Below are 21843 nucleotides of genomic sequence, written 5' to 3' on the forward strand. Positions count from 1 at the left end.
CCAAAGAACATTGCCCGTGTCTATGCCCCGCTGCGCGTCGCTCATAGAAGTTCGGAAGATGTAATCGCCTGCGTTGGCGATGTCCGGGTTTGTAGCCAAGCCTGAGAACATCACCACGCCTTCTTCTTCGGCGAGCGGCGCTGCACCGAGCATCGCGCCGCTGCACGATGTGCCGAGGATAATCTTCACGCCGTCAACATCGGTCAGTTTTCTGTACGCGGTGATGGCATCCTGCGCGTTGCACTTCTCGTCTTCCACAATAAGCTCGATCATTCGTCCGTTCACGCCGCCGGCTGCATTAATCTCATCCACCGCCATCTGCTTCGCCTGCACCGCGACATTGCCGTAAGTCTCACCTGGTCCGGTTACAGACTCCATGACGCCAATCCTGAACGGCTCATCACTTGCGACGCCGCCAATAGAGCCGCATGCCAAGACTGCGATGGACGAGAGCGCCACAAGCGCAATCACGAATGCCTGCCTGAAATATCCGACTGTCATCTGGTCCCCTTTCCACGAAGCGCGTTTACAGATTCAACCACCTACGATTTCGTTAGTCAAGCGTCACTATGAGTCACACATAGCCATTAGACACATATCCATTAATTTTACCATATACTACCCCTTACTAAGGTTATGCAATACCTTTTGCGTGCTTGACAGGCAAAAGAACGGGCGCGAATGGCATTTCCGCAGAGCCTTGATACCTTGATGCATAGTAGCAAGCCTTGACGAATAAGGTTACAATTCACTGCGGGATAAAGGATGGACGGGCAGACTGCGTTCGCCGGAACGGTGATATTCTTCCGCATCTGACCGCATCGAGACTACGCATCGTGGAGAATGCCAATGCAAAATAGCGAGCCAGGCTCTGACGAGATCGTACATGAATCCAACATGTTCAAGAAGATGGAAGGACATGTTCAGAGCAAGACACTCGCTGGGTTGATAGACCTCGTACCTATTCTGGTAACCGTCGCGGTCATCGTCTTCCTTGTGGAAAATACAGACTCCTTTGTGAGACCTATGCCGTTCGTCGCTGGCCAGCCATGGGACTTCCCCGGCGTCGGCTTGATTGTGATGATAGTGCTGTTCTACCTGCTAGGGCTGCTAATATCCACGACATTCGGGCGCAGGGTCTCAGGTTGGAAGGATAATGTGATCGAGGTCATTCCCGTCGTGCGGAACATCTTCGGCGTAACGCGGCAGGTCATGACATCGTTCACATCGCAGTACACATTCAGCCGCGTCGTCTTCCTCGAATGGCCACGGGAAGGCATGATAGCCATGGGCTTTGTTACGGGACGCGCCTTTTCCGCGCGAACCAAGGATTCGATGGCGCTGGTGTATGTGCCGACAATCCCCAACCCGACTTCAGGCAACTTGGCGCTCGTGATGGAAGACGACCTCATTGAGACCGACCTGGATGTGGACGACGCGATGAAGCTGGTGTTCTCCGGCGGCATCGTTCTGCCGGAAGTGCTCACATTTGCCCGCATACCGCGCGACGGCAACGAGCAGATTGAAATCATCGGTAGGTTCGAAACAGAGCGGAAGGGATAATGATGCCGGAGGCGAAGAGCGTTGAATGAGTTTGCGAACTAGGTTGCGGACTAGACTGATTTTACCTGTTGCGATCTTAAACTTCCCCCAAGGGCCCTCCCATGAACCTCACCTCAATGAGCGACTGAACTCTAACAATTGAGGCTATATGGCTAAATTGAGACTATGCAGGTAAACCCTGCACGGGCAGCGGGCTTTGATATATCATGCAATATACCGAAATGCCACGAATGAAATTCCGCTCATCATCCAAGAAGATTCGCTAAATCCGAAATCAACAGACATCCACCGCAAGGAGATTGCCAATGGGCAGCCCGATTCTGGAAAGAATAGACGCTCCAGGCGACCTCAAGCCGCTGACATACGACGAGATGACGCAGGTGGCGCAGGAAGCTCGCGACACCATTATCTCCGTCATCACACAGCGTGGCGGGCATCTGGCGTCCAATCTCGGCGTGGTGGAACTCACGCTTGCGCTGCACCGCGTCTTCGACAGTCCCCAGGACAAGATTGTTTGGGACACGACAAATCAGCTCTACACACACAAGCTAGTAACGGGCAGGCGCGACGAGTTCAAGAACATTCGGTTGCAAGGCGGACTGTCCGGCTTCGGCGAGCCAGGCGAAAGCGAGCACGACACGCTTTGCGCGGGACACGCAGGCACCGGTCTGTCAGTCGCGCTAGGCGTCGCTCAAGGCGCAGTTAACCGCAACCTGGATTCGTGGACGATTGCCGTCGTCGGCGATGGCGCGATGACATCCGGATCCAGCTTCGAGGCGCTGAACAACATCGTGCATCTCAGCCCAGAGAAGATGATTGTCGTACTTAACGACAACGGCATGTCCATTTCCGAGAACATCGGCTTTCTGACGAACTGGCGCAAGCGGCTGATTACGCATCCACAGTACCAAGCGATGATTCGCCGAATGACCGCGCTGTCGAAGAAAGTGCCGACTGGCGAGCTAATCTACCAGCTGGTCAAGAGCATGAACGACGGCATCGAAAGTTTTATTCTGCCGACGATGTTTTGGAACGAGATAGGATTCCGCTATCTTGGTCCGGTTGACGGGCACGATTTCAAGCAGTTGGAAGACACACTGCGGCAGGCGAAGCAAGCTGCCGGCGCGGTGCCAGTGGTGCATGTGGTTACCCACAAAGGGCACGGCTACGAACCTGCCGAAGACGATCCGGTGAAGTTCCACCAGCCAAGCTCGCCATTGGGCACGGGGTCCGGAGCACCGACATACTCGAAGGTGTTCGCGCAGACTGTCAGCCGCCTGATGCGCGACGACGACGGGGTTGTGGGCATATCGGCGGCGATGCTGGAAGGCACGGGGCTTGAAGAAGTGCGGCAGGACTTCCCGGGCAGGGTGTTCGATGTGGGCATCGCGGAACAGCACGCGGTCAGCATGGCGGCGGGAATGGCGTCCACCGGGTTCAAGCCATTCGTATCGATATACTCCACATTCCTGCAGCGCGCGTTCGACCAAGTGATGCACGATGTGTGCCTTCAGAACTTGCCGGTGACGCTGATAGCAGACCGTGCGGGCATCGTGGGCGAAGATGGCAAAACGCATCATGGCGCGTTCGACATATCGTACCTGCGCTGCCTGCCCAATGCAGTCGTCGCCGCACCGACGAACGAGAACGACCTGCAGCACCTCATCAATACCGCGTACAAGCACAACGGACCGTTCGCGATACGTATTCCAAGAGGTACCGCGACCGGCGTATCGCTGGATCCGGCGCTCAAGGAACTGCCGATTGGTAAAGGCTATAAGCTGCGCGAAGGGCGCGATGTCGCCATATTCGCCTTGGGCAAGCCTGCCGGACCCGCTCTCGAAGCGGCGGAAATCCTAGCCGACTTTGGCATCGATTGCGGTGTGATCAACCCGCTCTTTGTCAAGCCACTCGACACCGAACTGCTGCTAGACGCCGCGCGTAAGACCGGACGCATCGTAACCGTCGAGGAAAATGTGCTCGCAGGCGGATTCGGTTCAGCAGTGCTGGAAGTCATCGCAGAAGCAGGGCTGCAAAGCGTGGCAGTGCACCGCATCGGCATGCCGGACGCATTCGTAGAACACGGCACCGCGGACGCCCAGCGCCACGAACTTAACCTAGATGCTGAGGGCATAGTGAGGCAAGTGCTGTCCGCATTCTACCCCGGCGGCCAGCCATCGTCCCACACGCCAGTAGTCGCCGCAGACTAATCTTCGACGACTACTGGGGAAGTTCAGGATGGGGAGGCAGTGAAGTGCCCTCAGTCCAACGAGGCATTACTTGCCACTACTTGCTGATCGACGCGGTCATACCCCAACGCAATCGCGGATCGATTCCGCTGATGCGTATGTCAGCGGAGTAGGTCACGGCGCCTTGCACTTCTTCACCAAAGCGGCTGATTCGCATAACCGTGCCGTTCATCTCGAGAGCGGGCAGCGCGTCGAAATTTATGCGAACGCTGTCGCCTTCGGACAGATGAATCACGCTGAGTTCGTCTAGGTCAACCGTTACCAACTCCCACTCGGATGCGTCCGCGAGGCTCATCAGGAATTGGCGCGGTGCGACTTCTTCGCCTGCGTCAACATTGGGTGCCACGATTACACCGCTGAACGGGGCGCGCAGTTCCATGTCGGCGAGCGCGAGCTGTGCCGACTGCCGCGCGGTCTCCGCCACCGTTACACGCGTTTCCGCGGCGATGATGCGCGCCTCCCTGCGCTCTTCGTCGAGCGGGTCTCTGCCCGCTTCCAACTTCTCGACGGCGAGTTGGGCATCTTCCATATGCTGCTGCGCGAGCGCGATGTCGTGGTCGTCGTGGTGCAAGTCATCGAGCGTCGCAAGCGCGACTTCAAGGTTCGCCTTCGCCTGCGCGACTTCCGCCTCGTCGGAGAAGTCTAACAGCGCCTCGAGTGCGGCGTTGGCCGCGTCCAACTCGGACTGTATGCTAGCCGCGCTTGCTTGCGGACGACCGGACTGGGCTATCTCAAGTGCGCGTTCTGCGTCCTCAAGGTGGTTCTGTGCCGTCAGCACTTTGCTCTCTGCGGCTTGCACTGCCGAGACGCCATTGGTCTCGGTGGTAATGTACGATGCGCGCGCGTCCGCGAATCCTTCCCACGCGTCGTCATACTCCTGCCTGATGCAACGCATGCCGGACGGCAGTGTGTTGACTTCGCTGCAAGTGGTCAGATGCGCGTTGAATGGGCTCAAGCCAAGCCTACCAAAGAGCTTCAGCTCGTCCCAACGTGTTGCCGGGTCGTCTTGCAGCACGTCGTCCGGGAACGACAGGTGATCGCGGTCAAAAATCTTCTCAAAGTCGGCGCCCCACTCGACGAAGAGCGTGTCCGGGTCTTTGTGCAATTCAGCCGCCGTCAGGTCGATGCCCATGTAGTGCTGGTGTACCCCGCGCCATAGGAATTCGGCGTCGGAGTATGCTTCATTGGCGAGCCTGTTTGCCTCGGCAGAATCGACGACCGTAACCTCCAAGTCGCGCTCGGCATTGGTCAGAAGCACGGTCGCGACAGTTATCGCATCCTGCGCGTCCTGCACAATCTTGTCAATGTCTTCGGCGTCATCGAGGGCGTTCTGCAAGTCAACTATCGATAGTTGGGCGGCTGCGATACGCGCGTCCCGCTCGGCGATTCTCGCGCGGCTCTCCGCATCGGCGTCGATGCCGTCAACGCTAGCTACGCCCATCGCCTTCAGCAGCGCGTCTTCGGCTTGCTGCACGCCGAGTTCGGCTTTCGTCCTAGCCTCGATGTATCGCGCCTCAAGCAGTGCGCCCTCCGCGCTGACGGACGCGCCTGCCCTGAGATTCGCGCCGGACAGGTGCAGGTAGCGTTCTTCCGCCCTCTGCAAAGTGTGCCGCGCCTGCTCAAGCCTGCCTGGCCTTGTCTCGTCGTCGAGTTCGCGTTCCTTGGCAATGGAGATTTTCAGCGTCTCAACTTCGGCGCGCGCGCTTGCCACAGCGTCCGCCGCGCGCTGCAACGCAATCTCCGCATCCGTCGTGTCCAGCATCACGAGGAGCTGCCCCTCCTCTACCGTGTCGTTCTCGCTCACCAGCACTTCGGTAACCGTGCCACCGCGCGGCATGCTGAGGCTGGCGCTGCGTAACGGCACGACCACCGCATCGGCGCGTACGGTAGGCGTTTCGTTCACGACTGCCGCGGATAGTTCACCGTCGTCCACATCGTCGTCGCGCAGGAAGAAAAAAAACACCGCCGCGATCACAATCGCAGCCACAACGACGAACGCAATTATTCCCGCAACCAGTCTATTCACAGAGTTCTCCTTCTGATGCGCCGGCGAGATATGTCAGCCGCATCTGCCCTGGGAACGCGAATTCAAAAGAACCTTGCGCCCATGCGAAATACAGAAACTAATCAATGTCTAGTTCGTGATTCAATCTTAAATGCCTGTTTGCCGCAAAGTAAATGTAATAAATGAACCACAATCACTGAATATCATAATCCAAAACTGGATTCACATCTCACCGAAGCAGTAATTATCCGGTGGTAAGACTTTGACTGACCTCGTATAATTGCAATTAACTTCTCGTATAATTTGCAAAGGTCAAAGAGCAACCAGCCGCACAACTCAACCGACAAGGGGTGTACCGATGACTGCCAAAATCGATTTCAACTGCGACATGGGTGAGAGTTTCGGCATGTACAAGATGGGCTTCGATGAGGAGGTCATCAAGCACATCACATCCGCGAACATTGCGTGCGGCTTCCACGCGGGGGACCCAATGTGGATGCGGCACACGGTCGAACTCGCGGAGGCGCACGGCGTCGCCATCGGCGCGCACCCAAGCTTTCCGGACCTGAACGGCTTCGGCAGGCGCAATATGGTCGTGTCGCCGACTGAGGCGAAGAATGATGTTACATATCAGGTCGGCGCGCTGCAGGCGTTCACGGCGAGCAAGAAGCTGCAACATGTCAAGCCGCACGGCGCGATGTACAACATGGCGGTCAACGACGAATCGCTCGCGCAGGCGATCTGCGAGTCGGTGATGGATGTAGATCCGCAGATGATTCTGGTCGCGCTCGCAGGTTCACGCTGGATCGACATCGCGGAAGATATGGGCATGAAGGTCGCGCGAGAAATTTTCGCCGACCGCGCGCTGAATCCGGACGGCACGCTAGTTTCGCGCTCACAGCCCGGCTCTGTCATCCACGACACGAACGAGGTCGTGGAGCGCAGCCTGCGCATGGTAACGGAGGGCAAGGCAACAGCGATAAGCGGTGAAGAAATCGATGTGCAAGCGGACAGCCTCTGCCTGCACGGGGACACTCCCGGCGCCGTGGAGATGGCAGCCGAGCTCAAACGCGAACTCGAAGCGGCCGGCGTGGAAATACTGCCGCTCGGCAGGATTCTGGACTAACGCCGTGCTTTACGACAATCCTCGCTTCTTCCCCGCCGGCGATATGGCGCTCGTCGCCGAGCTTGGCGACGCCATCAGCCCGGCGATTAATCGCCGGGTGCGCAGTCTCACGGACGCGCTCGAAGAAGACGGCGTGCCCGGCGTCTTCGATTTCCTGCCGACATACCGATCAGTGCTCGTGTACTTCGACCCGCTTGTGGCAACTTCGGGCGAAGTTCAAGACAGCATTGAGCGGCTGCTGCAACGCGCGCAATCGACCGACACGAGTACGCGAAATGTAGTGCATTTGCCCACGCTGTACGGTGGCGACTTGGGGCCCGACATCGCATTCGTTGCGCAACACAGCGGCATCGACGAACAGGAAGTCATCCGAATGCACTCTGGCACTGATTACCTAGTCTATATGATGGGCTTCAGTCCGGGCTTCGCGTATCTTGGCGGCTTGGACGAACGCCTTGCCACGCCGCGCCTGCAATCTCCGCGCACCGAGATTCCGCCCGGCGCGGTGGGCATCGCCGAGACGCAGACGGGCGTGTACCCGGTGGCAAGCCCGGGCGGATGGCAGCTCATCGGCAGAACGCCGGTAAGACTGTTCGACCCGGCACGCGAGCGCCCTGTGCTGCTGAACGCGGGCGACTATGTGCGCTTCGTACCAATCGAATCGCGCGAGCACTACGACGACATCTTTCGGCAGGTTGATGCAGGCGAATATGTAGTCGATGTAGAAACAGAAGCGGCCGAATCATGAACGGCCCAGCGCTGAAAATCATCCAGCCGGGGATGCTGTCCACCATTCAGGACCGAGGACGATACGGCTACCAACGATTTGGCATGCCCACAGCCGGCGCGATGGACACCTTCGCCCTGCGCGCCGCCAACGCGCTGCTCGGAAACGACGACAACGCCGCGTGCATCGAAGCGACCGTACTCGGACCCCGCGTTGAGATTCTGGCGGCTATACGCATCGCCATCACAGGCGCCGACCTGTCCCCGCGCTTGAACGGTGAGCCTCTGCCGATGTGGACGGCTGTACGCGCCGGAAAAGGTGACACGCTGGACTTTGGAGGACCGGCAGACGGCGTGCGCGCCTATATCGCAGTGTCGGGCGGAATCGATGTTCCGCAGGTGATGGGCAGCAGGGCGACATATATGAAGGCTGCCATCGGCGGCATCGACGGCAAGCCGTTGCGCGCAGGCGATATTCTGAATGTTGACGGCACAGATTCTACCGGCGCAGACGCGGAAGAACGACCGGACGGCAATATGCCGCAGGATGCGATTCCACAGTACGGCAGCGAGCATGTCGTCCGCGTGGTTCTTGGACCGCAGGACGCATCATTCACCGCAAAGGGCATCGATACGCTGCTTAGCGCTCCATATACCGTGTCCATCAACTCCGACCGTATGGGATACCGACTCGAGGGCGATCCGATTGAACATGTGGACGGCGCGGATGTGATTTCGGACGGCACGCCATTAGGCACGATCCAGGTGCCGGGCGACGGTCAGCCGATAGTCCTGCTCGCGGACAGGGGCACCACCGGTGGCTACACGAAAATCGCGACAGTCATCAGTCCGGACTTGAGCAAGATCGCGCAAGCGATGCCGGGACATACCATTTCCTTCAAGGCGGTTAGGGTAGAAGAGGCGCAGGCGGCATACCGCGCGCAGGAACGGCTGCTTGCATCGATACGCAGCGGTAGCGGCGTTACGGATGGCGCCGCTCCGCGCATCGCCTTAGTGATGGACGATTCTATCTCTGATATACTGGACGGCGACGGCGAACCGCTGACGCTGCCAGCAGCGGCGGGCGAACAAGCAGGCAGTCGCAGTGGCACGGCGCGAATTGGCGGAGCGACTTACGAGTTCGAAATAACGGTGAGGCGGATGGGCGATTCTGAGATTGATTAGGGATGGGCAAATCACCCAATCCCGCCCCTTTCTCCATCAAGGGGCTAGGGATGCAGTTTAGGACATTTCGGTTGTCACCCTGAACGAAGTGAAGGGTCTAAAGTCGCCCTATGGAAACAAGCCCGTCCGAAGTCAACGCGTTTAGATTTCTCGCTTCGCTCGAAATGGCATGAATAAACGAAAGACCCTAGGACACAGTAAACACGATAGGCAAGATTTAAGGAGATTACGATGTCAAAGAGGATTGCCATTTTCGGCGCGGGCGCGGCTGGCAGCTACATCGGGGCGTTCCTGACGCGTGAGGGGCACGACATCACGCTCATCGATATGTGGGGCGAGCATGTGGACGCGATGAACGCCAACGGGCTGCGCGCGTCCGGCAGTCAGGGCGATTTCACCGTCCCTGTCAATGCAGTCCATCTTGCCGACGCTTGGCAATTGGAGCACAACTTCGACATCATTTTCCTGGCGATGAAATCCTACGATACCGAGTGGTCGAGCCACTTCGTCAAGCGCCTTCTCGCTTCCAACGGCGTGGTCGTCAACAGCCAGAATTGCATGAACGACCAGCTCACGGCGTCCATCGTGGGCTTCGAGCGGCAGGTCGGTTGCATAATGTCCAGCATCACGGTCGCACTGTGGGAGCCGGCGCATGTTACGCGCGGGGGCACACCCGGTCGCGACCGCGGGCACGATGTTTTCCGCGTGGGCGAGCTGCATGGCAAGATTACGCCTCGCGTGCAAGAAATCGCCGAGATGCTGAGCTGCATTGACGGCTCACGCGCAACATCGAACATCTGGGGCGAACGCTGGTCAAAACTCACGACAAACTCCATCGGCAATCCTGTCGGCGCGATGACGGGGCAGGGTTCGCAGTCTTACGCGGCGAATCCGCGCACGCGGCTCATTCAGATTCAGATTGCTAAGGAATCGACGCAGGTCGGGCTGGCGCTGAACTACGACATCGAAAATATAAGCGGAGTAAGCGCGCAGACTTGGGCGAACGCCGATCAGGGCGATGTTTACGAAGAGTTGGACGCGATATTGCAGCCCAAGCCCGGCGCGGCGGACTGGAAATCGTCGATGGCGCAGGATGTGGCGAAGGGGCGGCGCACCGAGACGGCGTTCATGAACGGCTACATTGTGGCGCGCGGCCGCGAAGCCGGTGTGCACACTCCCATCAACGCGGCAATCGTCGAGGTGATGCACGGCATCGACAGTGGAGAAATCACGCCCGACCCGTCGAATGTAGAGCGCGTACTGAGCATGGCAGGGCTGTGAGCATCAACCGCCGGCGCCTGATAAGCATGCCTGAATCATCAGACGACTCCACGCCAAGCGGTTCGCTCGGCGTGGGCACTCTCAATCTCTGCGCTCTTATCGCTAGTGTCTTTGAGCATGGCAGCTGCTCACAGGACATTACATCTGCGACTATCTCGCCTATGATCGCCCATGATTGAACTCGTCCGCGAATTATCGCACTGGATGGTCGGTTTCGCGGACAGCGAGTGGGCGATGGCTGTGCTCGCCGTGACCGCGTTCACCGAGTCGATATTCTTCCCGTTGCCGCCGGACCCGCTGCTGATAGGCATGTCGTTCGTGCACCCGCGCCTGGCGCTGCTGTTCGCCGCCATCACGACGGTCGCATCTGTCGCAGGCGCGGTGGCAGGACGCTGGCTTGGCATGCGATACGGCAGACCGATACTAGACAGGTTTGTATCCGCCGACAAGGTTGACCGCGTGGAGGGGTTGTTCAATCGTTACGGCGTCTGGGCAATACTCATCGCCGCGATAACGCCGATCCCGTACAAAGTCTTCGCGTTGTCAGCCGGCGTGCTGAACATGCCCCTAACGCCCTTCGTCATCGCATCCATAATAGGACGCGGCGCAAGAATGTTCCTCATCGGCGCGCTGATATTCCTATTCGGTGAAGCAATCCAAGACTTCCTAGAGCACAGCTTTGAGCTTGTCATGATAGCGGCGGGCATAGGCACGGTATTGTGCGTCACGCTGTTCATGCTGTTCGTGCGGACGCGAAGGGCGAAGAGCGTGGCAGAGGTGGAATAGCCCCATCGATGGGTGGGGCGAGTCGGAGAACGGTCAGCGTTAAGACGCGCCGGCATCACTCCATCGCCTGCCTGTATTGCAGCGCCTCCGCGAGATGCGATACCTCAATCGTTTCGCTGCCTGACAAGTCTGCTATCGTTCGCGAGACCTTTAGTATGCGGTGGAAGCCTCTTGCGGATAGACTCATGCGTTGCATTGCGGTCTGAATTAGATTCTTCGCGGGGTCGTCCATTGGGCAGAAATCCCAGACTTCGTTGGGGCCCATTTCGGAGTTGTTCAGCCTGCCGGTGCCCTTAAGCCGCTGACGCTGCGCAGAAATTGCCGCCTCCACGCGCTCGCGTACCTGCTCGGAGCGTTCGGCGTTGCTGGGCATCGTCAGCTTATCGTATTCCACGCGCGGCACATCGACAAACAGGTCTATTCTATCCAGCAAGGGCCCGCTGATGCGCTGGCTGTACCGGGAAATCTGGCTCGGCGTGCAGACGCACTGCTTGGCGATGTCGTTGCGGTAGCCGCACGGACACGGATTGCGCGCCGCGACCAGCATGAAATTCGCCGGGAATCTAATCGTCCCCTGAGCGCGGCTGATGGTAACCGTTCTGTCCTCGATGGGCTGTCGCAGTACCTCCAGCACATTGCGTCCGAACTCGGGCAATTCGTCGAGGAACAGCACGCCGCGGTGGCTGAGCGTGATTTCGCCCGGACGCGGTATCCTACCGCCGCCGACAAGTCCCGCATTCGAGATAGTGTAGTGCGGCGCGCGAAACGGCCGCTCTTCGACGAAGGGCAGTGAACTCGACAGCAGACCGCTCACGCTGTAAATTTTCGTTACATCTATCGCTTCGTCGTAGGTCATAGCGGGCATGATTGACGGAATGCAGCGTGCGAGCAGCGTCTTGCCACTACCCGGCGGTCCCGTCATCAGCAGGTTGTGGCCTCCGCCTGCAGCGACTTCGAGCGCGCGCTTCGCATGCTCCTGACCGCGCACATCCGCGAGATCGACTTCCCTGCCCTGCCTGTCTTCCGTAACGCGTTTGAGCGCCAAGCCGTTCGCGCCGGACATTTCTTCCGGCACGGGTTCGATGGCAGTCTGTTCGCGGAAATGCTGCACTAGCTGCCCCAACGCCTGCACGGGATACACACGGACGCCCTCGACCAAGGCGGCTTCCGCAGCGTCGCAAGCCGGAACGAACATCGACTCGACGCCCTCTTCGCGCGCGACGGCGACCATGGGCAGCATGCCGTTGGTGTGCCGCAGCGTGCCGTCGAGCGACAGTTCGCCCAAGAACATCGTGGATGACGGCGCGGGCGGAAGCTGACCTGAGCCAATCAGCACGGCAAGCGCGAGTGGCAGGTCGTAGGCGGGGCCGGCTTTGGGCAAGTCTGCCGGTGCCATGTTGGTCGTAATGCGTTGCATCGGGAACTCGCAGCCGGAGTTGCGTATTGCCGAGCGAACCCGCTCGCGCGCCTCTCGCACGGCGGCATCCGGCAAGCCAACAATTGTGAACTGCGGCAAGCCCGGCGATATGTCCACCTCGACTTGGATGGCATATCCTTCCAAGCCAACGACCGCACATGTCAGTGCTCTGGCAAGCAAAAATTCTACTCCCTATACCGACCAGACGCCTATTGAGCCCGGTCCAATAAGCGCCGGCTCTTCTTGGCCGGTGGCGTCGGCGATGTATATTGATGATGCTGACCTGTCCGGCAAGGGACCGCGCACCTCGAGGAGACCTAGCACACCGGCGAATAAGAACTTGTCGCTGTCCGGGGACCACAAGTTGTGGGACTGCGCGTACTGGTCAAAGAACATGAACATCGTCAGCTGCTCTTGGCTTGGTAGGAAGTCCGCAAGGTAGCGCACATTGCCGGTTTCGACACTCAGCACCGCCCAGCACACCGAGCCTTCCGCGTCTTTGGATGGCGTGATGTATGCGATCTTGTTGCCGTCGGGTGACCAGAAGAAGCACAGCATTGGTTCGTCGATGAGTTCGCGCTCGACGGTCGTGTCGGCATCCAGCAGCACCAGTCTGTCGTAGTATCCGCTGCTGCGGTCCAGACCGCTTGCCACGGCAATCTGCGAACGCCAAGGGCGCCACGCCAGCGCGGCTGAGCCTTCGACCTCGCCGACGACTTCTGCGCCGCCCTGAATTGTCGCTACGATAATGCCCTGCACCGTGTCGGACATCTCGCCGCACATGGCGATTCGCCCGTCGTGCTGACTGACTGACGGCGCTTGGTAGCCCAGGGATACGACCGGCACTTGCGCAGGTTCCGGGTCGCTGAGCTTAATCAGGTAGTGCAACTCGCGCGTATGCACCAGGATGTACTCGGAATCGAGCGACCAGCAGAAGTACAGGGGCGCGCCGTCCAGCAGGCGCTGCGGAGATGTCCCGCCATGCACATCCGTAACCATGAGCGACATACCGGCGTCCAGCGTTTGCGCGATGAATGCGACCTTCCGGCTGTCCGGCGACCACATCAGATAGTGCGGCGTATTCTGCGCTATGGCGTCCGTGCCGGGTTCGTTTGTATAAATGGCGGTCGCAGGTTCGCCGGGCGGTCGTGAGATTACCCTGAATACGCCGTGCCCGTTGCTGCCAGCCGCGGGGTATGCCGAGTACACGACCATCCTACCGTCCGGCGACCAGACGGGCCAGGCACAGCGATGCTCGCGCGGCGATATGCGGAGATATGGTACACCCAGCACTTCCGAGCTGACCACGCGCACGCGCTCGTCGCCGCTGATGATGGCGATGCGGTTCAAAACGCACTCCCCAGCCCGGACTTCGCGCGGGTCAGGTAATCTATCACATCAGTGTCGTATGGCAGGTCGATTTCGTGCCGGTGGGATGGCGGCAAGCGCGGCACATCTGCCTGCAAGCGATTCGTCAGGCGATTGTACGCAATCTCGGCGAGCGCGGGCAGCGATGCCACGTCCTCGGCATTGTACCTGATCAGCGTATCGCGCGCGCTGTCGCTGCCGTGCCGCTGCCACATTCGCCATAACAGCACCGCGTCATAGCCACTCAGCGCGCTCAATTCGGACGGTCTGCCAACACCGGAACGCTGCTCAATCGCCTTTAGCCCGCCTGAGAAGCCCGCGCGCTTTAGCGGGAAGCGCAGGTCGATGTGCGCCACATGCTTGAAGATGCTGCCGAAGTGGTATTCGATATACGGCAGGTCGAACGCCGCGCCGTTGAAGGTAATCACAAGGTCGTAATGCTCTAACGCTTCGCGGAAGTCCGCTAGATTGTCATCGTACACGTAAGCAGTGTAGCCGTCGGCATCCAGCACGCCTATCATCGTGATGATTCCGCGCTCCGGAGATAACCCCGTCGTCTCGATGTCCACGAATGCGGCACGCTCGCGGAAGTCCGCGTACAGCCGCCACTGCTCGCCCGGACGTAACACTTTGTCGAAGTAGGCGGCATCGCGCAAGTCGTAGTGTTCTTCGGAGCGCTGGATCAGCGACCGCAGGTGGCGCCGCTTGCCATGTATGCGCGACGGTAGCTGCTTCGCGTGCAGAAAGTCAGTCCAGCTGTCGATGCCCGCATCCCAGATTTCGGACTCCGTGACCTTGCCCACTCTCGGCAGATGGATGAATGACTGTTTCAGCAATGTTGCACTCGGCGGTTCGGGTTTGGCGGTCTATTTCAGTGTCTTTTCCCCAATAACGGGGAAAGGCTAGGATAGGCATGACAATACTACGGCCGTTAAGTCGCGCCACTTGCCATTTTACGAAAATGCCGTAGCGCAATCTTACCAGACGCCGCAGGAAATTGTAGGGTACAAGACTAGAACTTAGCGACAACTAAGCGGGAGCCTGGGCGAGACGCGCTACTCCGCCGCCGTATATCGTGCGCATCGTCATGAAAAGGCTGCTTAGTTGGACGATGATGGCGAAGGAGAGTCCCGTAACTATCAGGACGAGCGGCGCGCCTAGGTAACTCGACAGCGCGCCATCCAACACATTCATCAACACAGGTACGCCGACCAGGATGTCTGACAGCCAAGCGTTGAGCGCGTTCATCGACGCCATCATGCCGCCGATGTGCACCGAGTAGATTGCCCCAACGCGTCCGCGCACACCGTCCGGCACGATGGTCTGTATCATCGTGTGCGTTAGCGTCATGAATGCCGCCGTGCTGACGCCCATAATAATGGCGCTGGGCAGCGCGGTCGCCAGATTAGGCGAGAGTCCAAGTGCGAAAGAAGACAGCCCGGAGAACACGCCGAATATGAAGAAAAGCCGTCCTTTTGTCAGGTCGCTCTTGATTCCGGCAAGAATGATCGCGGATGTAAGCGCGCCGGCACCAACCGCCATCATCAGCACGCTGAACCCGGCGCCCGATTCGTTCAGCAGCGCGGTCAAGCCGACGAAGAAAGTGCCGCCGCCTTCGGACTCCAATAACTTGGTGGACAGCACCGGCAGCATCGACTCGAACGACATCACAAGCCCACAGTGGAATATCGCCATCACGACTATGGAGAACAATATCGGCGTTCTGTACACATAGACCGCGCCTTCCGAGAAGTTGCGGATGAAACTCTGCCTTTGGTCAATGCGCCCTGTGGATGCGGTGCGAAGTCGCATCGTCTGCACAAGGCTGATGAGGTAGAAGCCGGCGCATAGGAATATCGCGCCGGTCGTGCCAGTGGTGGCAAGCAATGGGATAATCGCAAGCGGTCCCAGCAGGCGCGATCCGTGCATTGTCGCCTGATTGAGCGCGATGGCGTTCAGCAGCAATTCACGCGGTACGAGGTTCGGGATAAGCGCCTGACCTGCGGGCATCTGCGCGGCACGTGCTGATCCGTTGACGAACGACAGCACAACGATGTGCCATATCTCCGCGCTGCCGCTCAGCATCAGCCAGCCTAGCACAAGATTGTGCAGCGCGTTCAGGGCGAACATCGCGCGCAGCACAGTGCGTCTGTCGAATCGGTCGGACAGATAGCCGGTGAAGGGCGACACCACGACACGCGGCACCATCGCGGCGAATGTTACGACGCCAACCCACAGCGACGAGTCCGAGAACTCGTACACAATCCAGCCACGAGCAACGATGAGCGCCCATGCCGCAGCACCGGCGAAGAAGTTCGCCGTCCACAGCGTCTGATAGTCGCCATACGCCAGCGCCGCCAGAAAGCGACTGCCAACGGCACGACCCCGTTTGGGTTCAACTGCCATTAGTATTCTCTAATTGGCTCTGCCGAATTAAGCTATAGCCCGAATTTTTCGGGGCAGAACGAGGGTTGCGCAGGGCGAAGCTCCCAATTTCTACGCCCTGCTCAGCAACCCGCGATTGCCGGTGTTGCAGCGGTGATGCAATAGTGCAGCCCGTGCGGGCAGTCATTCCACCTCAATGCAAACGGGGCGCACGCCGTTGATGATGTAGCCAAGACTGTTCCAACGCGTTTCGAGCGGCTGCTCGTTGCCGTCTTCGTCGGTCGCTCTGGCAACCAGCGTGTATTTGCCCCTGGCTTTCGGCGTCCACGCGAAGTTCCACTGCTGCCACGAGTAGCGGTAACGTGGTCCTACGAGGTCTGCCGGATGCCATGTCTCGCCGCCGTCGTCGCTGACCTCGACTTTGGCGATGTGGGCGAAGCCTGACCACGCCATGCCGTTAACCATGTGAGGCTTGGCAGGCAGATGCATGTGTTCCGCAGGCCAGCTGATGAGCGACTTAACATGCATCTGCGCGACCGGCACGGTCTCGCCGTCGTCGCCTTCGATGATGTAGCGGTCGGTCTGGAAGAAGCCGACAAATCTTTCCTGCAGCACGGTGATGCGCTTCAGCCACTTGACCGATGCCATACCGTACCAGCCCGGCACGATGAGACGCACAGGATAGCCGTGTTCTCTCGACAACGGTTCTCCGTTCATCTCGTAGGCGAGCAGCGTATCCGGGTGCATCGCCACATCGATAGGCAGACTGCGCAAGTATGGCTGATGGCTTTCGCCCGGCGCGGGTTCGCCGGAGTCGAAGCCTTCGAACAGCACTTCGACCGAGCCTTCATTGACGCCGGCGCGTTCGAGCAGATGTCGAAGTGGAGCGCCCGCCCATATCGCGGTACTCACTGCGCCGTTCTGGAAGGGGTTGCCCGGCACTGTGGGTTCGAGGTCGCTGCGGTTGTTGCCAGCGCACTCTAGCGTGATGGGCAGCGTCTGGATGGGGAAGCTGTGGAAGTCTTGCAGCGTGATAGACAGCGCGTCTTCCACATTTCCGTCAAGGGTTAGTTCCCAGTCGGAAACACCCTCAGGAATAGTGTAGTGATTGCGGATGTAGAAGAGGGGGTTTGGGGTTAGCCAGCTTTTCAATATGGCCTGCGGGGTCTCACCGATAATCGGCTCTTCTTCGATAGTAACGAGACCCTTACCTTCAGGCTGAGCACTCAGGGTTTCGCTCCTATCCCTGTCGGACTCAGCCTTGCTACACTTGCAGGTATTCATCACAACCTCCGATATTTGTTATCGCACCTAGCGTATCGTGCTTTTCGCATACTATACATATCTGCAACCACTTGCACAAGTGGATTTTCTGCACTGACGCGCTTACAAGAATATTTCTTTTCCCCTTCTGCCTTCGCATTCCTCTTTCACCCTTTGATAAGATAAGAGGTTAGGATGGGGACAAAATATGGAGGGCTGGCGGAGTACCCCTGCCACACAACCGACAACCGCCATCTGTGATATGATTTCAGGCGAAAACACGCGCGTAAGAGGAGGCAGGTGAATGGCAGAATCAAGCCGCAGGCAGTTCGTAAAGTACAGTTTCTTCAAGGTTGACCCGGAGTGGCGTCGGTTGCCCGAAGAACTTCGATTCGAGAGCAAGCGAAACTTCGCGCAAGCCGTTACGGAAATCTCCGAGGAGATGTTCACGCGCTCATTCAGCCTCGTGGGAATGCGCGGCGACTCCGACTTCTTCCTCCAGCAGGCAGCCGACACGCTGGAAGAGATCCAAGACTCCGCCGTTCGCCTGTGGTCCACCGATCTCGGCGCATATCTCACGCAGCCGCATTCCTATCTCGCAATGACGCGCCTATCCGAGTATGTCGGCAAGGGAAAGCACGAACATGAGGGACAGGAGGGAACGGGCACTCGGCTTCGCCCGGTGGACGCCAAATACTTCATTGTTTATCCATTTCTCAAGACACGGGAGTGGTATCTGCTTCCGCAGGAAGAGCGCCAGAACATCATGACCGGGCACATTAGCGTGGGGCACAAGTACCCGTCCGTCAAAATTAACACCACCTATTCTTTCGGTCTCGATGACCAGGAATTCGTTGTTGGCTTTGAGACGGACAACCCGGGCGACTTCCTCGACTTGGTTATGGACCTGCGGACAACCAGAAGCAGCCTGTACACGCTGCGCGACACGCCTATTTTCACGGGCATCCACAAGACGATTGAGGACACGCTGGACGATTTGGGTGGGCGACCGTAGCGCGGGCGGCGTAAGGGACTGAAGTATAGCCCGCAACGGCAATTGATGTTACCATCGGTCTGGTAAACGGGCAGACAAATTAGTGTGGCAAATTAGACACGCAAGAATGGGAGGGCCTAAAAGCATGGCTACTACACTCAGCGGTGAACGGATCGAAGAACTGAAGCAGCAGGCGGCCGACCATTTCTGGCCGCACAACAACCCTGCTGGCAATATGGACGACGACGGCATCAAGCTCGTGCAGAGCGGCAAGGGCGTGTGGGTCGAGGATGTCGAGGGCGAGCAGTGGTTCGACACGATGGCGGGCATGTGGCTGAAGAACATCGGTCATGGTCGCAAGGAAGTCGCCGATGCCGTGTACAATCAGATGCTCGACATCAGCTACACTCCTGGCGGCACCGTTAGCCCGTCGACCGCGGAATTATCCGCCAGAATTGCCGGCCTCGCGCCCGACAAAGAAGCCCGCACCTACTTCGTCAGCGGTGGCTCCGAGGCAGTGGAAACCGCAATCAAGATGGCGAAGCAATACCACAAGAACAACGGCGAGCCAACCCGCTGGAAAGTCATAAGCAGGCGCGGGTCGTATCACGGTGCCACGCATGCCTGCATGAGTCTGGGCGGAGGCGGTGTGAGCGCGCCCATCCATTTCGGACCGCTCATGCCCGGCAACATCCACATCGCCAACCCGGATAGCTACCGCAACAACGGCAACGACCTTCAATGCGCGCGCGACCTGGAAATCGCCATACAGCACGAAGGTCCATCGACGGTCGCCGCCTTCATCGGCGAGCCAATCTCCGCCGCAGCCGGCATCCATGTGCCGCATCCCGAATACTGGCCCACCATCCGCGAGATTTGCGACAAGTACGGCGTGATAATGATCTGCGATGAAGTCATCACCGGATTCGGTCGCACCGGCAAAATGTTCGCCACCGAGCAATGGGGCATCAAGCCTGACATCTTCACGGTCGCCAAGGCGCTCACCAGTGGCTACATTCCCATCGGAGCGGCAGTCGCAAGCAAGAAGGTCTCCGAGGCATTCATGGGCGACGATTCCCAGTTCCGCCATCTGATTACCTTTGGCGGAAACCCGGTCGCCTGCGCCGCTGCCATGGCTAACCTCGACATCATGGAAGGCGAAGGTATGGTCGAGAACTCCGCCGAGATGGGCAACTACATGTACGAGCAGCTTCAGACTCTTTACGAGCATCCCATCGTCGGCGATGTGCGCGGCGGAATGGGCTTGCTCTGCGCCGTCGAACTGGTCAAGGACCGAGACACCAAGGAGTCCTTCCCTGCCGAGGCAAAGCTCGCCGACAAGATCGCGCCGCTGATGAACGAGCACAACCTGCTCGGTAGGCCCGGCAACAGCATCTACCTCGCGCCGCCGCTCTGCATCACCAAGGACGAGGTTGACCATGTCGTTTCGCAGGTGGACAGCGTCATAACCAAACTGGAAGCACAACTCTAACCCGCCCGGGTGGGAGGCTACAGCTCGCGGACCCCGCCGAACTGGTAGCCAAGCAAAAACCTGTGGGCGGATGTCTATTGGCATCCGCCCACAGATTGCTAAACCATCCTCCGCCTCAAAGTGAATAATGCTGAAACTCTTGGCGAAAGGCGGCAGGTAGAGTGTCGACTGAGGTCTTACGAAATTCAGTAGCCAAAAAATTCTTGCGCGCCGCGGAATTAGAGCAGCGAGGTGCCTCTCCCCTCTATGAACGCCTCTCGCTCGGCATTGCAAGAGACCCGACTTTGCTCAGATTAGCCGCTGAAGCTCGGCACGACCAACCTATACCCAACCTCTTCTTCGCAGCGGTCCATTTCTTGCTGCTGAGCGGCGTCCGGCATGAGCTTGCGAAGTTCTATCCGACCGTCACTGGCAGGCCCGGTTCCACCGCTGATCCGCTTCCTAACTTTCGCCGATTCTGCCTCGAATATTCAGATGAGATTAAACGGATCATCAAGGAACGGCGCGTGCAAACCAATGTCGTTGAACGTTGCGGCCTGCTTTTTCCTGCATTTGGAATCGCCGCCGAACGCGCCGACCACAAGCCCTTACATATGATCGAAATCGGCTGCAGCGCAGGACTGAATCTGTTGTGGGACAAATACTGCTACAGTTATGGCACTGGCCGCAGCTACGGTAATAGCACGTCCCGGGTTCAGATTGACGTCGAGACACACGGGATGACCCCACCAACGCTGACCAATACGACTCCTCATGTATTGTCGAGAGTCGGCATAGACCTTGAGCCTATCGATGTAAATGACGACGAATCTATGCTCTGGTTGCGTGCACTGGTCTGGCCAGAAGACTACGCCCGTCTGCAACGAATGAACTCAGCTATATCGATTGCGCAGTCCAGCCCGCCAGCCATTTTCAAGGGCAATGCTTTAGAACTGCTTCCTGCAGAGTTGGCGGATGTGCCAAGCTATGCAACGCCGATAGTTTATCACACTCATACAGTCAACCAATTTTCGACTAGCGAACGGCAATTGCTGGACGATTTGCTTTCGGACGTAGGGCGTAGGCGTGACCTTTACTGGATTTCGAGCGAGTATCGCGCCAGCCCTCGTCGATGGCTGACCGATAAAGCGGAAAGCGTACGCCCCACATTGAAGCTCGTTTCCTTCGAGAGTGCCGTCCGTCGGGAACGCACGCTGGCGCGTTGCCACCATCACGGCCGTTGGATCGAGTGGTTGGATGACCAATGAACCCTGAACAGGTCGGGTCAGTAATTCGGCCCGTTGGCACTGCCAATCGAGCAATGCCAACAGGCCGGATGATAGGAGTTACTGCAAAGGAGAAAACTCAGCAGGAAGAAGAATCTTGCTCTCTTGCTGGAGAGGCCTAGCAGCGCCGGTGGGCGGCCAAATTCCCCTTTCGCGGGTCTCTTCCCGCACTTGCATACGCTGTTCGAAACTCTCGTATGCCCAGATATGAGTCCACCTGTTCATAGAACCAGCATCGGAGTAGAATGCCCCGACCAGCGGTGAATACTTCTCCCGCTCCTCGATGGCATCTCCCCAAGCATCAATCACTTTAGATATGTCGCCGGACCGGTAGGTGTACGTCCGCATCTCGTAGATAGGCCCAAATTCGGCTTCGCCGAGTGGACGCATGAACGGCGCTGGCAAGTATATGTCAGACTGCATGTTCACGAGGAACTCAGCACCCAGGCAGCCCCACACGTTTCTGGCGTTCATAAGTGCCCGCGACGCTGTGCGGTGTTCCATGTTCTCGTAAGGCCAGATGTGAATGATCTGGTTGAGCGGTCCGACTTCAGTATGCCAGAAGCCACCAAGTGGAGAGATTTCAAGTCTCGTCGGCAGCACTTCTGCCACTTGCCCTTCAAGTTCAGCAACGGCCCGAGGCTTCACGTCGTAGGTATGAATATCGTATAGCATATCGAACCTCCTTATATTATCTCTAACCTAGTTAAAGCATACTATATAAGCAATAGATACGCA

18 protein-coding genes are annotated in these 21843 nt (G+C 58.4%); 10 read left to right on the plus strand and 8 right to left on the minus strand.

Annotation, left to right across the window (positions count from 1 at the left end):
* A partial coding sequence (locus F4X57_06990; GenBank protein MYC06900.1) for an amino acid ABC transporter substrate-binding protein occupies window positions 1-501 on the minus strand: 501 nt, incomplete at its 3' end.
* Window positions 502-843: 342 nt separating this feature from the next.
* On the opposite strand from F4X57_06990, the gene F4X57_06995 reads away from it, so the two are divergent.
* Together F4X57_06995 and dxs are read left to right on the plus strand one after the other, a co-directional pair.
* On the plus strand, window positions 844-1563 hold the full coding sequence (locus F4X57_06995; GenBank protein MYC06901.1) for a DUF502 domain-containing protein: 720 nt from the start codon (window positions 844-846) through the stop codon (window positions 1561-1563).
* A 305-nt stretch (window positions 1564-1868) separates the two neighbouring features.
* Window positions 1869-3773 (plus strand): 1-deoxy-D-xylulose-5-phosphate synthase, encoded by a 1905-nt coding sequence (gene dxs, locus F4X57_07000; GenBank protein ID MYC06902.1) that lies wholly within the window; start codon window positions 1869-1871, stop codon window positions 3771-3773.
* A gap of 76 nt (window positions 3774-3849) precedes the next feature.
* Here dxs and F4X57_07005 read toward each other — a convergent pair whose 3' ends face one another.
* A complete protein-coding gene (locus F4X57_07005) occupies window positions 3850-5838 on the minus strand; it encodes an HlyD family efflux transporter periplasmic adaptor subunit (GenBank protein MYC06903.1) in 1989 nt (662 codons plus the stop codon).
* Window positions 5839-6175: 337 nt separating this feature from the next.
* On the opposite strand from F4X57_07005, the gene F4X57_07010 reads away from it, so the two are divergent.
* The 5 genes from F4X57_07010 (at window position 6176) to F4X57_07030 (ending at window position 10921) form a co-directional block, all read left to right on the plus strand.
* Complete coding sequence (locus tag F4X57_07010; protein ID MYC06904.1) at window positions 6176-6943, plus strand: LamB/YcsF family protein; 768 nt, start codon at window positions 6176-6178, stop codon at window positions 6941-6943.
* Between the two features lie 43 nt (window positions 6944-6986).
* Entirely contained in the window at window positions 6987-7691 is a 705-nt protein-coding gene (pxpB, locus tag F4X57_07015) for a 5-oxoprolinase subunit PxpB (protein ID MYC06905.1), read from the plus strand.
* On the plus strand, window positions 7688-8854 hold the full coding sequence (locus F4X57_07020; protein MYC06906.1) for a biotin-dependent carboxyltransferase family protein: 1167 nt from the start codon (window positions 7688-7690) through the stop codon (window positions 8852-8854). Before pxpB ends, F4X57_07020 begins: the two co-directional genes overlap by 4 nt.
* Before the next feature lie 231 nt (window positions 8855-9085).
* A complete protein-coding gene (locus tag F4X57_07025) occupies window positions 9086-10135 on the plus strand; it encodes a 2-dehydropantoate 2-reductase (GenBank protein ID MYC06907.1) in 1050 nt (349 codons plus the stop codon).
* A 171-nt stretch (window positions 10136-10306) separates the two neighbouring features.
* Complete coding sequence (locus F4X57_07030; protein ID MYC06908.1) at window positions 10307-10921, plus strand: DedA family protein; 615 nt, start codon at window positions 10307-10309, stop codon at window positions 10919-10921.
* 55 nt (window positions 10922-10976) lie between these two features.
* Here F4X57_07030 and F4X57_07035 read toward each other — a convergent pair whose 3' ends face one another.
* The 5 genes from F4X57_07035 to F4X57_07055 form a co-directional block, all read right to left on the minus strand.
* Window positions 10977-12518 carry a YifB family Mg chelatase-like AAA ATPase gene (locus F4X57_07035; protein ID MYC06909.1) on the minus strand — a complete coding sequence of 514 codons (1542 nt, stop codon included), beginning with the start codon at window positions 12516-12518 and terminating at the stop codon, window positions 10977-10979.
* A gap of 12 nt (window positions 12519-12530) precedes the next feature.
* Window positions 12531-13688, minus strand: coding sequence for a hypothetical protein (locus F4X57_07040; GenBank protein MYC06910.1), 1158 nt, complete (start codon window positions 13686-13688; stop codon window positions 12531-12533).
* Window positions 13685-14542, minus strand: coding sequence for an exonuclease (locus F4X57_07045; protein ID MYC06911.1), 858 nt, complete (start codon window positions 14540-14542; stop codon window positions 13685-13687). Before F4X57_07045 ends, F4X57_07040 begins: the two co-directional genes overlap by 4 nt.
* Window positions 14543-14735: 193 nt before the next feature.
* The gene (locus tag F4X57_07050; protein MYC06912.1) at window positions 14736-16112 is read right to left on the minus strand and encodes an MFS transporter; all 1377 of its coding nucleotides are present in this window, start codon (window positions 16110-16112) and stop codon (window positions 14736-14738) included.
* A gap of 162 nt (window positions 16113-16274) precedes the next feature.
* Window positions 16275-17375 carry a sulfite oxidase gene (locus F4X57_07055; GenBank protein MYC06913.1) on the minus strand — a complete coding sequence of 367 codons (1101 nt, stop codon included), beginning with the start codon at window positions 17373-17375 and terminating at the stop codon, window positions 16275-16277.
* A gap of 283 nt (window positions 17376-17658) precedes the next feature.
* Between F4X57_07055 and F4X57_07060 the strand changes: the two genes are divergently transcribed.
* The 3 genes from F4X57_07060 to F4X57_07070 all read left to right on the plus strand — a co-directional run bounded on the left by F4X57_07060 (window position 17659) and on the right by F4X57_07070 (window position 21087).
* Complete coding sequence (locus F4X57_07060; protein ID MYC06914.1) at window positions 17659-18369, plus strand: chlorite dismutase family protein; 711 nt, start codon at window positions 17659-17661, stop codon at window positions 18367-18369.
* Between the two features lie 106 nt (window positions 18370-18475).
* On the plus strand, window positions 18476-19840 hold the full coding sequence (locus tag F4X57_07065) for an aspartate aminotransferase family protein (protein MYC06915.1): 1365 nt from the start codon (window positions 18476-18478) through the stop codon (window positions 19838-19840).
* A gap of 161 nt (window positions 19841-20001) precedes the next feature.
* Window positions 20002-21087, plus strand: coding sequence for a DUF2332 domain-containing protein (locus tag F4X57_07070; protein MYC06916.1), 1086 nt, complete (start codon window positions 20002-20004; stop codon window positions 21085-21087).
* Between the two features lie 78 nt (window positions 21088-21165).
* Here the strand turns inward: F4X57_07070 and F4X57_07075 are convergent, their stop codons facing one another.
* Window positions 21166-21780 carry an NIPSNAP family protein gene (locus F4X57_07075; GenBank protein MYC06917.1) on the minus strand — a complete coding sequence of 205 codons (615 nt, stop codon included), beginning with the start codon at window positions 21778-21780 and terminating at the stop codon, window positions 21166-21168.
* Window positions 21781-21843 lie beyond the last annotated feature (63 nt).

The organism is Chloroflexota bacterium, assembly GCA_009840355.1.
GTDB lineage: Bacteria > Chloroflexota > Dehalococcoidia > Lucifugimonadales > JADFKI01 > Bin90.

Bases quoted from the DNA above. Each gene is read 5' to 3' on its own strand.
- F4X57_07025 (MYC06907.1), top strand. From the start codon at position 9,086: ATGTCAAAGAGGATTGCCATTTTCGGCGCGGGCGCGGCTGGCAGCTAC.
- pxpB (MYC06905.1), top strand. From the start codon at position 6,987: ATGGCGCTCGTCGCCGAGCTTGGCGACGCCATCAGCCCGGCGATTAAT.
- dxs (MYC06902.1), top strand. From the start codon at position 1,869: ATGGGCAGCCCGATTCTGGAAAGAATAGACGCTCCAGGCGACCTCAAG.
- F4X57_07065 (MYC06915.1), top strand. From the start codon at position 18,476: ATGGGAGGGCCTAAAAGCATGGCTACTACACTCAGCGGTGAACGGATC.
- F4X57_07075 (MYC06917.1), bottom strand. From the start codon at position 21,780: ATGCTATACGATATTCATACCTACGACGTGAAGCCTCGGGCCGTTGCT.
- F4X57_07050 (MYC06912.1), bottom strand. From the start codon at position 16,112: ATGGCAGTTGAACCCAAACGGGGTCGTGCCGTTGGCAGTCGCTTTCTG.
- F4X57_07060 (MYC06914.1), top strand. From the start codon at position 17,659: ATGGCAGAATCAAGCCGCAGGCAGTTCGTAAAGTACAGTTTCTTCAAG.
- F4X57_07020 (MYC06906.1), top strand. From the start codon at position 7,688: ATGAACGGCCCAGCGCTGAAAATCATCCAGCCGGGGATGCTGTCCACC.
- F4X57_07055 (MYC06913.1), bottom strand. From the start codon at position 17,375: ATGAATACCTGCAAGTGTAGCAAGGCTGAGTCCGACAGGGATAGGAGC.
- F4X57_07030 (MYC06908.1), top strand. From the start codon at position 10,307: ATGATTGAACTCGTCCGCGAATTATCGCACTGGATGGTCGGTTTCGCG.
- F4X57_07010 (MYC06904.1), top strand. From the start codon at position 6,176: ATGACTGCCAAAATCGATTTCAACTGCGACATGGGTGAGAGTTTCGGC.
- F4X57_06995 (MYC06901.1), top strand. From the start codon at position 844: ATGCCAATGCAAAATAGCGAGCCAGGCTCTGACGAGATCGTACATGAA.